The organism is Rhodococcus sp. NPDC019050 (assembly GCF_055664235.1).
In genome coordinates this window covers 29,528-42,015 of record NZ_JBVOON010000002.1, presented here as the reverse complement: position 1 = coordinate 42,015, position 12,488 = coordinate 29,528, and the positions used below count along the sequence as shown (strand labels likewise).

Annotated in this window: 9 protein-coding genes; all 9 read right to left on the bottom strand. The window is 68.0% G+C overall.

The window, feature by feature from the left end; translation table 11 throughout:
- Window positions 1-104: 104 nt before the first annotated feature.
- Window positions 105-368 carry a 50S ribosomal protein L27 gene (gene rpmA, locus AC0B44_RS02780; RefSeq protein WP_471901413.1) on the bottom strand — a complete coding sequence of 88 codons (264 nt, stop codon included), beginning with the start codon at window positions 366-368 and terminating at the stop codon, window positions 105-107.
- A 37-nt stretch (window positions 369-405) separates the two neighbouring features.
- Complete coding sequence (gene rplU / locus AC0B44_RS02775) at window positions 406-717, bottom strand: 50S ribosomal protein L21 (protein ID WP_072698676.1); 312 nt, start codon at window positions 715-717, stop codon at window positions 406-408.
- Between the two features lie 219 nt (window positions 718-936).
- On the bottom strand, window positions 937-4,443 hold the full coding sequence (locus AC0B44_RS02770; RefSeq protein WP_471901412.1) for a translation initiation factor IF-2 N-terminal domain-containing protein: 3,507 nt from the start codon (window positions 4,441-4,443) through the stop codon (window positions 937-939).
- A gap of 451 nt (window positions 4,444-4,894) precedes the next feature.
- Complete coding sequence (ndk, locus tag AC0B44_RS02765) at window positions 4,895-5,314, bottom strand: nucleoside-diphosphate kinase (RefSeq protein ID WP_471901411.1); 420 nt, start codon at window positions 5,312-5,314, stop codon at window positions 4,895-4,897.
- Window positions 5,315-5,330: 16 nt separating this feature from the next.
- On the bottom strand, window positions 5,331-5,660 hold the full coding sequence (locus tag AC0B44_RS02760) for a DUF4233 domain-containing protein (protein ID WP_471901730.1): 330 nt from the start codon (window positions 5,658-5,660) through the stop codon (window positions 5,331-5,333).
- Window positions 5,661-5,731: 71 nt separating this feature from the next.
- A complete protein-coding gene (folC, locus tag AC0B44_RS02755; RefSeq protein ID WP_471901410.1) occupies window positions 5,732-7,153 on the bottom strand; it encodes a bifunctional tetrahydrofolate synthase/dihydrofolate synthase in 1,422 nt (473 codons plus the stop codon).
- Window positions 7,150-9,813: a valine--tRNA ligase gene (locus AC0B44_RS02750; protein WP_471901729.1), complete on the bottom strand. Its 2,664-nt coding sequence runs from the start codon at window positions 9,811-9,813 to the stop codon at window positions 7,150-7,152. The genes folC and AC0B44_RS02750 overlap by 4 nt, the downstream gene beginning before the upstream one ends.
- 94 nt (window positions 9,814-9,907) lie before the next feature.
- Window positions 9,908-11,896, bottom strand: a complete 1,989-nt coding sequence (locus AC0B44_RS02745) for a S9 family peptidase (RefSeq protein ID WP_471901409.1) — start codon at window positions 11,894-11,896, stop codon at window positions 9,908-9,910.
- A gap of 38 nt (window positions 11,897-11,934) precedes the next feature.
- A complete protein-coding gene (locus tag AC0B44_RS02740) occupies window positions 11,935-12,375 on the bottom strand; it encodes a hypothetical protein (RefSeq protein WP_471901408.1) in 441 nt (146 codons plus the stop codon).
- Between the last annotated feature and the right edge of the window lie 113 nt (window positions 12,376-12,488).

Here is a 12,488-nt window from a genome sequence, read left to right as displayed (position 1 = left end):
TGCGAAAACCAACAAGGGCGGGACAGGGTGTGTGCGACCCTGGCCCGCCCCTAATGGGTGTATGTCGCGAGGTTTGCCCTCGCAGTGTCCTGTCGGACGGCAGATCAGGCGTCTGCCGCGACCGGGACGATGTTGACCGTCTTGCGTCCACGCTTGGTACCGAACGCGACAGCACCCGCCTCGAGGGCGAACAGCGTGTCGTCGCCGCCACGTCCCACGTTCACACCGGGGTGGAAGTGGGTGCCGCGCTGACGCACCAGGATCTCACCGGCGCTGACGGACTGGCCGCCGAAACGCTTGACGCCGAGGCGCTGGGCGTTCGAGTCGCGACCGTTACGGGAGCTTGATGCACCCTTCTTGTGTGCCATGACGAACCCTCCTGGGGGTTGAAGCTCGAAGCTCGAGTTACTTGATGCCGGTGACCTTGACGACCGTCAGCTTCTGACGGTGGCCCTGGCGCTTGTGGTACCCGGTCTTGTTCTTGAACTTGTGGATGTGGATCTTCGGGCCCTTGGTTTGCTCGACGATCTCGGCGGTGACCGAAACCTTCGCCAGCTTGTCGGCGTCGGTGGTCAGCTCGGACCCGTCGACGACGAGGACCGGGGCAAGCGAGACAGCAGCGCCGGGCTCACCCTCGATCTTCTCGACCTTGACGAGGTCGCCTTCAGCGACCTTGTACTGCTTACCGCCGGTCTTGACGATCGCGTACGTTGCCATCGGACGGCTACCCCTTGCTTCTTCGAACGTGCTCGCGCCACAGTCTTGCGGTCGCGACTGGTCTGTATGGTGCTCACTCGGTCCCGCCGCCATCCCGAATCCAGGCGCGGCTGGGCAGTATCGCCGAGTAGCGACTGAACAAGTTTACGGGAAAGTGGAGGCCAGGGTCAAACCGGGTCGAGGCCCCCGGACCGGCACCATCCGGTCCGGGGAACCCGGTCATGCTTCTGCGTCCACGGGCGGACCCGCGGGGCGTCCCGCAGCCCGCCGCGAACGTGTCCGGCGGACCACCTTGACGGGCGGTTCCTCGGTGCTCGCGGGCGCCGCGTCGGGCGCGGTGACCGAGGCAGCTTCCGGCGGTGACGCCGGCGCCGAGTCGGCCGCCGGAGCGGGCAGAACGAAGACCGTTGCCGCCTCCGAGTCACCCGCGGGTGCAGCCGGCCGCGCCACACGGCGCGCCCGACGACGACGAGGAGCGGGCTCCGCGTCGGAAACCTTCTCCGCCTCAACACTCTTCGGAGCATCGGCAGCGGATCCGGAGACTGCGGCCTCGGCGGCGGCAATCTCCTCCGCCACCTCCTCCGGCTCGTCGGCAGCGGTCGTGACCGTGGTCGCGTCCTCGCCGGTGGCCGATTCGCTGCGGGCGCTCTCGGCGACCTTCACCGGGTCGGCCGCCCGCAACGGTTCGGAGACCTTCACCCGATCCGCTCTACGGCGGCTCCGGGTCCGGGTCTTCACTTCCGCGACGTCTTCTTCCGCCGCAGACTCCGCGACAGGTGATGCAGCCGCGACAGGTGACACAGCACTGTCCACGGCCACTGCCTCGGGGGCTTCGGCTGCAGGAGTACCGGCGGCCTCACCGACCGGCGACTCCGTCGACTCGGCCACAGCAGAGTCCGCGGATTCCGTTTCGCTGTGATCCGGACGATGCGCGGCCATCGCCAGCGCCACCGGATGTGCGGCGCGCCTGGCCAGTTCCTCCTGGGAGGGTGCCGGTGCCGCAGCTTCTTCCGCGACCTCGGGAACCGGTTCCGGAGCACTCTTGTCGCGACCTCGTTTGCGTCGCGAACCGCCGCTCTGCGAGCGAGAGGACTCTTCCTGCGGCTTCGATTCGATCGGCTCCGAGTGCACGATGATGCCGCGGCCGTTGCAGTGCTCACACGTGGTGGAGAACGCTTCGACCAGACCGGTGCCGAGGCGCTTGCGCGTCATCTGCACCAAGCCCAGCGAGGTGACTTCCGACACCTGATGGCGGGTGCGGTCTCGGCCCAGGGCTTCGGTGAGACGGCGCAGCACGAGGTCGCGGTTGGACTCGAGCACCATGTCGATGAAGTCGACCACGATCATGCCGCCGATGTCGCGCAACCGCATCTGGCGAACGATTTCCTCGGCCGCTTCGATGTTGTTGCGGGTGACGGTCTCCTCGAGATTGCCGCCCGACCCGGTGAACTTGCCGGTGTTGACGTCGACCACGGTCATCGCTTCGGTGCGGTCGATCACGAGCGTGCCACCCGAAGGCAGCCACACCTTGCGGTCGAGGGCCTTGGCGAGTTGCTCGTCGATGCGGTGCGCGCCGAACACGTCCACCGAGTTGTTGGAGCGGTATCGCTCCACGCGGGGCAGCAGATCGGGTGCGACGGTCCGGATGTAGGACTCGACGGTGTTCCAGGCGTTGTCGCCCTCGATGACCAGCTTCGAGAAATCCTCGTTGAACAGATCGCGGACGACCTTCACGAGAAGATCGGGCTCCTCGTACAGCGCCTTCGGATGCCCGGACGCCTCGGCCTGAACCTTGTCGGCCTGGGCGCTGATCGTCTCCCACTGCGTCTGCAGGCGGGTGACGTCGTGCGCCAACTCGTCCTCGCTGACACCTTCCGCGGCGGTCCGGATGATCACGCCGGCCTCGGCCGGAACGATCTCCCGCAGGATGTCCTTGAGACGCTTGCGCTCGGTGTCCGGCAGTTTCCGGCTGATGCCGGTCGACGAACCACCCGGGACGTACACCAGGAAGCGGCCCGCGAGGCTGATCTGTGTGGTCAGACGCGCGCCCTTGTGACCGACGGGATCCTTGCTGACCTGCACGACCACCATGTCGCCGGGCTTGAGTGCCTGCTCGATCTTGCGGGAGTTGCCTCCCAGGCCCGCGGCCTCCCAGTTGACCTCACCGGCGTACAGCACGCCGTTGCGGCCGCGGCCGATGTCGATGAATGCGGCTTCCATGGACGGCAGCACGTTCTGGACGCGGCCGAGATAGATGTTGCCGACCATCGACGCGGACCCGGAGGTCGTCACGAAGTGCTCGACGAGAATGCCGTCTTCGAGCACGGCGACCTGCGTCATGCCCGCGTGGGCACCCGACATGCGCTCGCGGACGACCATGACCCGGTCGACCGATTCGCGGCGTGCCAGGAACTCGGACTCGGTGAGGATCGGAGGGCGGCGACGGCCCGCTTCGCGCCCGTCCCGGCGGCGCTGACGCTTGGCTTCGAGCCGCGTCGAGCCGCTGATGCCCTGTACCTCGTCTTTGACGCGGGCCTTCGGACGCGGCTCACGCTCGTGCACGACGGTGGGTACCGAATCGTCGTCGCTGGTCGTGTCGGTATCGGTGTCGGCCGATCCACGACGACGGCGGCGACGCCGGCGGCGACGCGAGGTGCCGTCGCTGTGCTCGTCGTCGTCCGAGTTGTCGTCGTCGGAGCCGGCGTGATCCGTCTTGGCCTGGTCCGACGACTCCTCGTCGGGCGTGGCGGTTGCCTTGTCGGCGCGCTCGTCGCCGGAGTCCGCAGCCGCGACGCCCTCGGTGCGGTCGTCGTCCTCGGTGGCCTTCTCGTCGTGCTCGGACTCGTCGTGCTGATCGGTGTCGCCGCTGTCGCCGCGTCCGCGGCCCCTGCCGCGGCGTCCGCGACGGCGACGACGGGGATGCTCGTCCTGGTCGTCGTCCGGCCCCTGGGTCCGGGCACCGTCGGTGCTCGTCTCGCGGCTCTCGGTCTCGTCGGCCTGCTCGGTCGGGGCCTCGGGGTCACCGGACTTTCCGGTCGTCTTTCCGGAGGTCTTCTCGACGTTCTTCTCGACGGTCTGCTCGTCGGCGTCCTTGGCCGCTGCACCACGGCGTGCCCGGCGCCGGCGCGGGCGCACGGGCTCCTCGTCGGCGTCGTCCTCGGGGGTTGCGGGAGCAACCGGCTGCAGGAACAGCGGGGCGGCGACCGCATCGGCCGCGGCGGGCTCGGGCGGCGTGAACAGCGGCGTGTGCTGCTCCGGCGAGGTGAACAGCCCGGCCGGTCCGCCGACCGCCGACTCCTGAACCGCTTCCCGCTCGGTGGTCGGCTCGTGCTCTTCGGCGGGCACGGGCTCAGCAACGCGGGCGTCGGCCGGGGCGGTCGTCGCAGTGCTCGGGGTCTCGGTGACCTCGGCCGGGGTGGTATCCGGCGTGGGTGTCTCCGCCGGCGGGGCCGTGTCCGAGCGCGCCTCGGGCGTCGCTGCGCCGGAGGGGGTGCTCAGTGCCGCGTACACCTCTTGGGCGACGTCCCGATGCAGCGTCGCGTGTGCGCTGCTCAGCTGCGTGCCGAGCTCGGTGGCCTTGGCGATCACCTGCTTGCTGGTCAGTCCCAGCATCTTGGCGAGCGCATGCACGCGAATCTTCGCGGGCAGACTGGGCGTCTCGGTACCGTCGACGACGGCGTCCGATGACCCGATGGAAGTGTTCTCCGGCGGCTCTTGATCGGCCACGTAAGTCTCCTAAGCCCCCGGGCGCGTCCATCACCGACTCGTGCGATGTGAGCGGCCACGCGAGGGCGCTGCTTGTATGCCCGCGCCTGGGGGCGCGAGTTCATCCGGTCGCGCATCACGCGGTCGTGCGGTGCCCGTTATCACTGCACAGCCGAGCGATGCCTGGCTTGATCGCGGTTCGAGCGCCGGAACATCCAGCATGTCGCGGAGCGAGGTGGTTCCTTCGTCCTCGGCCACAGCGATGTCGGGCATCGATCCGTGATGTCGTTCGGTCGCCCCGGACGGGTTTCGCACGGTGCAACCTCCCCCAGTATCCCACACAGGTGTGCGCGGATACGCCAACGGCGCCCCGTGGGGCGCCGTCGGTCGGTCTGCGAAGCTCGTTTTCGGGTCGTCGCGGGCGGTTGCCGCAGCGACACTCGCGGTGGTCGGACGACCACCGCCGGTTGGGCTAGTTACCCGCCAGCGCCGGGAACCACAGTGCGATCTCGCGCTCGGCAGACTCCACCGAGTCGGAGCCGTGAACGAGGTTCTCGCCCGGATCGAGACCGAGGTCGCCTCGGATCGAGCCCGGCACCGCCTTCTCCACCGGATCGGTGCCGCCCGCGAGCTGACGGAACGCCGCGATCGCGCGGGGACCCTCCAGGACGGCGGCCACGAGGGGGCCGCCGGTGATGAACTCGATCAGCGAGTCGTAGAACGGCTTGCCGTCGTGCTCCGCGTAGTGGGCCGCGGCGACCTCCACGGGCGCAACACGCAGCTCGAGAGCCACGATGTCGAGGCCCTTGCGCTCGATGCGCGACAGAATTTCTCCGACGTGCCGGCGGGCAACGCCGTCGGGCTTGATCAGTACCAGGGTGCGCTCAGTCACCCGACAAGCGTAGAGGTCAGCCCCGCTGACCCGGAAGCAGACCCCTGCTTTCCCGGTCCTTGATGTCTTTCCGCAGGTAGAGCAGGTAGGCCCACACGACACCGAAGATGACGCCGACCGCGCCGAGTGCGAGGTCGATGAGGAACCCGAGCAGAAGAAGAGCCTGCAACGTGAGATTGAACGGAATCGCCCACGAGCGTCCCTGCACTCCCGCCCCGAGAATCATCGCCACGGCGATCCCGACGACGTAACCGCCCGACCAGGCGGTCAGGCCGCCACCGAGAGAGGAAATCACCGGAAGTACGAGCAGTACGACGATCGCTTCGAGGACGAGCGTTCCGGCCATCACACCCCGGAAACCCTTCCACGGGTCTTTGGCGGGCGGTCCGAACTCCGGTTCCGCCGGGTTCTGGTTGGTCACGCGGGTTCCTTTCCGAACAGACTGCGGGCAGCACCTGCGGTCACCACCGAGCCGGTCACCACGACGCCCGCACCCGATACTGCCTCACCGGCCTCGCCGACTTCCTCGGCGATCGCGATGGCGGTCTCGATCGCATCCGGGAGCGTGTCCGCGGTAACCACCCGTTCGTCGCCGAACCGCGCGACGGCGATGTCGGCAAGCTCCTCGACGTCCATCGCGCGGGGCGAGCCGTTGTGGGTCACCACGATCTCGTCGAACACCGGCTCGAGCGCCTCGATGAGTCCCGCGACGTCTTTGTCCGCCATGACGCTGACGACTCCGACGAGCTTACGGAAGTCGAACTCGTCGGCGAGCGCGGCGGCGAGCGCTTTCGCGCCGTGCGGATTGTGTGCGGCGTCGAGGAAGACGGTCGGTGCGTTACGCACGCGCTCGAGTCGTCCGGGGTTGACGACCGAGGCGAACGCGTCGCGTACGGCGTCGACATCGAGTTGCTTCTGCGGTCCGGCGCCGAAGAACGCTTCGACCGCAGCCAGCGCCACCGCGGCGTTGTGCGCCTGATGTTCGCCGTGGAGCGGCAGGAAGATGTCGGTGTAGACGCCACCGAGGCCCTGGAGGTCGAGTTGCTGGCCGCCGACCGCCACGGCGCGACGCGCGACCGCGAACTCCGACCCCTCGCGCGCCACGGCAGCGTCGGCTTCGACGGACTGCCGCAGCAGGACATCCATGGCCTCCGGTTCCTGCTGCGCGATGACGGCCACGGTGTCGCGCGGGACGAGATCGTCGCCGCGGGCCTTCTTGATGATCCCTGCCTTCTCCCCCGCTATCTCGGTGAGCGTCTCCCCGAGATAGCCGGTGTGGTCGATCCCGATCGGGGTGATCACGGCGACCTGGCCGGTCACCACATTGGTGGCATCCCAGCGGCCTCCGAGACCCACCTCCACGACCGCGACGTCGACCGGCGCGTCCGCGAACGCCGCGAACGCCATGGCGGTTGTCACCTCGAACTTGCTCATCTTCGGCCCGCCCGCGGCCTCGGACTGCTCGTCGACCATCCGTACGTAGGGCTCGATGTCACGGTAGGTGTCGACGTAGGTGCGCGGAGACACGGGAGCGCCGTCGATGCTGATGCGCTCTGTCGCGAGTTGCAGGTGCGGACTCGTGGTCCGGCCCACGCGATGATGCATCCGCGTCAGGAGTGCGTCGATCATCCGGGTGACGGAGGTTTTGCCGTTGGTGCCCGCGACGTGGATCGTCGGGTAGTTGTTCTGCGGCGAGCCCAGGATGTCCATCAGTGCCGCGATCCGCGCCAGCGACGGCTCGATCTTGGTCTCCGGCCAGCGCTGGTCGAGTTCGGCCTCGACCAGCGCCAGTTCGGCGACGTCGACCGGGGACGGTCCCCCGGCATTGTCGGTGCTCACGCCTGGCCCAACTCCTTCAGACGGGCGTCGATACGGGCGATCTCTTCTTCGGCGACCTGTTTGCGCGCGCGGATCTTCGCGACCACCGGCTCGGGCGCCTTCGCGAGGAACGCGTCGTTGGACAGCTTGCCGGACGTGGCAGCGAGATCCTTCTCGGCCGCCGCGAGATCCTTGCGGAGCCGTGCGATCTCGGCTCCGATGTCGATGCTGCCCGAGGTGTCGAGCTCGACGGTGACGGTGGCACGGGTCAGGCGCACCTCGATGGACGCGGTGGCTGCGAATCCGTCGTCCGGGTCGGTGAGACGCGCCAGCGACCGCACCGCCGGGACCTGGGCGACGAGATCTGCGTCCTCGATACCCGCGAGCCGGGCCGCGACCTTCTGCGAGGGCTTGAGCCCCTGGTCGCTGCGGAATCTGCGGATCTCGGTGACGAGCTTCTGCATGTCCTCGACGCGGCGCAGGGCGTCCACGTCGGCGGGCACACCACTCGCGGCCGGCCAGGACGCGATCACCAGCGACTCACCCCCGGTGAGCACCTTCCAGAGCGTTTCGGTGACGAAGGGGATGACCGGGTGCAGCATCCGCAGCAACTGGTCGAGCACCGTGCCGAGGACGGCCTTCGTGTTCGCGGCCCGGACATCACCCTCCGCGAACTGGACCTTGGCAAGCTCGAGATACCAGTCGCAGACTTCGTCCCACGCGAAGTGGTAGAGCGCTTCGCACGCCTTGGAGAACTCGAACTTCTCGAAGGCCTCGTCGACCTCGGTCCGCACCTGTTCGAGCCGGTCGAGGATCCACCGGTCGGCGTCCGTGAGGTCGCTGCGCGCAGGGATCTCACTCACCACAGCACCGTTCATGAGCGCGAACTTGGTCGCGTTGAACAGCTTGTTCGCAAAGTTCCGCGACGACTGCGCGTGATCCTCGCCGACGGACAAGTCGGCACCGGGGTTCGCACCGCGCGCGAGAGTGAAGCGCAGCGCGTCGGCGCCGAAACGGTCCACCCAGTCGAGCGGATCGATGCCGTTGCCGCGCGACTTGGACATCTTCTTGCCGTACTGGTCACGCACGAGCCCGTGCAGGAACAGATCCTTGAAGGGCACCTTGCCGCCGCCGACCGCGTCGTCGCCGGCGACGTACGTGCCGAACATCATCATGCGGGCGACCCAGAAGAACAGGATGTCGTAGCCGGTGACGAGAACACTTGTGGGATAGAACTTTTCGAGTTCCGGGGTCTTGTCGGGCCAGCCCATCGTGGAGAACGGCCACAGGCCGGAGGAGAACCACGTGTCGAGCACGTCGGGGTCCTGCTTCCAGCCTTCCGGCGCGGTCTCGTCGGGGCCGAAGCACTCCACCTGCCCCTCGGGGCCGTACCAGATCGGGATGCGGTGACCCCACCACAACTGCCGCGAGATGCACCAGTCGTGCATGTTGTCGACCCACGCGAACCAGCGCGGTTCCTGGCTCTTGGGGTGAATGACCATGTCGCCGTTGCGCACTGCGTCACCGGCGGCTTCGGCGAGTTTGTCGACCTTGACCCACCACTGCATCGACAGGCGCGGCTCGATCGTCTCACCGGACCGCTCCGAGTGGCCGACACTGTGGACGTACGGACGCTTCTCCGCGACGACGCGGCCCTGCTCGGCGAGTTCCTCACGAATCTTGACGCGCGCTTCGAAACGGTCCATGCCGTCGAAACGCGTTCCGCTGTCCGCGATCTTGCCGGTCTTGTCCATGATGGTCGGCATCGGGAGGTTGTGACGCAGGCCCATCTCGAAGTCGTTGGGATCGTGCGCGGGGGTGATCTTCACCGCGCCCGTCCCGAACTCCGGATCGACGTAGTCGTCGGCGATCACGGGGATCTGCCGGCCGGTGATGGGGTGGTAGATCGTCGTTCCGACGAGGTGCTTGTACCGCTCGTCCTCGGGGTGCACCGCGACGGCGGTGTCACCGAGCATGGTCTCGACACGGGTGGTCGCGACGATCACATGAGGCTCGTTGTCGTCGAGGGAACCGTAGCGCAGCGACACGAGTTCGCCTTCGACCTCCTCGAACTTGACCTCGATGTCGGAGATCGCGGTCTGCAGCACCGGCGACCAGTTGACCAGGCGTTCGGCGCGGTAGATCAAGCCGTCGTCGTACATGCGCTTGAAGATCGTCTGGACGGCGCGGGAGAGGCCGTCGTCCATCGTGAAACGGTCGCGAGACCAGTCGACTCCGTCACCGATGCGCCGCATCTGGCCTTGGATGGTTCCGCCGGACTCGCGCTTCCAGTCCCACACCTTCTCGATGAACAGTTCGCGGCCGAAGTCTTCCTTCGTCTTGCCGTCGGCGGCGAGTTGCTTCTCCACCACGGTCTGGGTCGCGATGCCCGCGTGGTCCATTCCGGGGAGCCAGAGCACCTCCGCGCCCTGCATGCGCTTGCGGCGGGTCAGCGCATCCATCAACGTGTGGTCGAGTGCGTGCCCCATGTGCAGGCTGCCAGTGACGTTGGGCGGCGGCAGCACGACGGAGTAGCCCGGCTTGTCGCTTGCCGGGTCCGCCTCGAAGTAACCGGCGTCCACCCACCCCTGATAGAGCTCGGCCTCGACAGCGCTGGGGTCCCAGCTCTTGGGGAGGGCATCTGCGGGATTCTGGGGGTTCTCTGGCGCACTGGTCACCAGCCAATCGTAAGCGTCGAGCACAAACCGGCTGGACACGGCCCGTCTGCCGCCGCCCGCGTCCGGGACCCGGTACGGGACCGATCCGCAGCAGTCCTCAGCCCAGCAACTCCGGCAGTTCGAGTGGCCGGCCCAGGACATGCTCGGACAGGAACGCCTCGACCACCCTGTACCAGAGCTTGGTGTGCTGAGGGCTGAGCACCCAGTGGCCCTCGGACGGGAAGTAAAGGAACCGGTGGACGGTCGTGCCGTCGTCCTCCGCGGGCAAGCCGGATTCGTCGAGCAACTCGTACCACAGCCGCAGGGCTTCGCCGATCGGCACGCGATAGTCCTTGTCACCATGGATGACCAGCATCGGAGTGACGATGTCGGCAACGAAAAGGTGCGGAGAGTTCTCGACGGCCATCTCGGGGGTCATCTCCCGCTGCCAGTACCAGGCGACATCGGTGGTCGGCGTGAACTGGTCGAGCGCCCACAGCCCAGCATGGGTGACGACGGCGCGGAAACGGTCGGTATGCCCGGCCACCCAGTTCGCCATGTAGCCGCCGAACGATCCACCCATCGCCGCGGTGCGCTCGGCGTCGATGTCGGTACGGGCGACAGCCTCGTCGGTGATCGCCATCAGGTCGGTGTACGGTTCGGCACCCCACCGGCCCCAGCCACGCCGGACGAACTCTTCGCCGTACCCGGTGGACAGTGCGGGGTCCGGCAGCAGCACGGCGTACCCGCGCGCCACCATCAGCCACGGATTCCACCGCCACGACCAGGTGTTCCAACTGCCCATCGGTCCTCCGTGAATCCACAGCAGCAGCGGGACGGGTGACCGGTCGCTCGCGTCGTGGGGCAGCACCAGCCAACCGCGCAGCGGCGTTCCGTCGGCCCCGGTCGTGGTGACCTCGGTGTGCCGGCCCGGCAGGTCCGGTAGTTCGGTGGCTGCCTGCAACGGAGTCACGGTGCCGGCGTCGGATCCTGTCAGGGTGATGCGGACGGGGTGGGGCGGCATGCGGTACGACGCGCGCAGTGCGTAGAGCGAAGTGCCGTCGGGTGCGACACGCACATCCGTGTACGCCTCGTCCCCGCCGGTGAGAGCGACGGGACGGTCGACTCCCGAGCGAAGTACGAAGATCGGCGCGCGTCCGTGGTCGTCCGCGGTGAGGACGAGTCCGGACCCGTCGGGAAGCCACGCGATCGAGGTGGGCAGACGCTCCCAGCCCGGTGCCGCAACCGTAGTGGTGCCGGTCGCGAGGTCGAGCACGCGCAAGGTCGCCTTCGGGGGCGTGTCGGGATCGCTTGCCGCCTCGTGCAGGTAAGCGAGCCTGGTCTCGTCGGGCGAGACAACGGGGTGGAGCGCGTCTCCGCTGGGATCGTCGACGAGCGGTGTGCGCAGCCCGGTCGCGAGGTCGATCCGCACGAGGGTGGTCCGCCGGGACGCACGCGGACCGGATACGACCCAGGTGGACACTGCGAACGACCCGCCGGCGGCAAGATCGAGTTGCGCGTCGCGCAGAGCACCCCGGATACCCGGCGTCAGGTCGACGAGTTCTGCGTTGTTCCCGACGACGAACAGATGCGGGCGGTCCGGTCCGAGGTCGTGATCCCAGTACCGCACCGGGTATCCGGTGTGCAGCATCGCCGTGACCTTCGCCTCGTCGCGCGCTTCCCGAATCCGTTCGTCGTCGCTCTCCTGATGACCGAGCACGCTCGCGGTGGCGACGATGCGGTCTGCACCGGTCGCGGCATGCACCGTCGCGATGCCACCCTTGCGACCGGCGACCGGTGCTGCTTCGCCTCCGGCCGCGGGAAGCCGCCACAGCGAGGCCGGTTCTCCGTCGACCCGGGACGCCGTGAACAGCAGGTCGCCCTCCACTGTGAACGCCGGGTTCGATTCACCGGTCACGCGGTGGGTCAGTCGACGGGCAGGCGCGTGACCGGCCGGGTCGATTTCCCACAGGGATCCGGTGAAGGCGGTGGCCTTCTCGTCGAGCGCCGATTGCGCGAGGACCAGCCGAGTCCCGTCGGGCGACATCACCAGGGCTGTGGCACGCGGCAACGCGAGGTAGTCGTCGAGGTCGTCGAAGGCAGTCATGCCGGAACCCTAGCGTCGGAGCACACCTCACGGGTTGGTCACGACGGAGGCGGGCACAGCCCCTCCCGTGCGCGTTGCCAGAAAGGGAACAGCTCCGGACTTCCGGCATTCGGATACCGGACGCGGGCGAGGTCGACGAATTCGAGGTCGGTTTGCCCCGGCCGGCCGATGAGGTTGCATGCCTCGACGACGAGGATCGCCGACTCGTCGAAACCGATCGTCGCGGCCCACGGCCCGAAGTCGGCGCCCCGTACGAAATCGTCCAGTCGCGGAGCGATCCGGTTGTAGGTCGTCTGCACGTCCACGCTGCACGGCGCGCCGAACAACTCGCCGCATGTCGTGGGAGTGCCGTCGAGAACTACCTCGGTGTCCTCGACGGACCGGGTCGACTCGGAGTCGGATACGCCCCGCAAGGCGAAGTAGAAACCGGCAGCGACGACCGCCACGAGCACCAGCACCACACCGAAGAAGCGTGTCATCGTCCCTCGCCTCATCCGTCACATATCTCCATGCTGCAGGACACAGACCGCGCACACCGGGCGTTTCGCCCGATGACCCGTACAGGCGGCCAGGGCCCTGTTGTTAGGCTGGG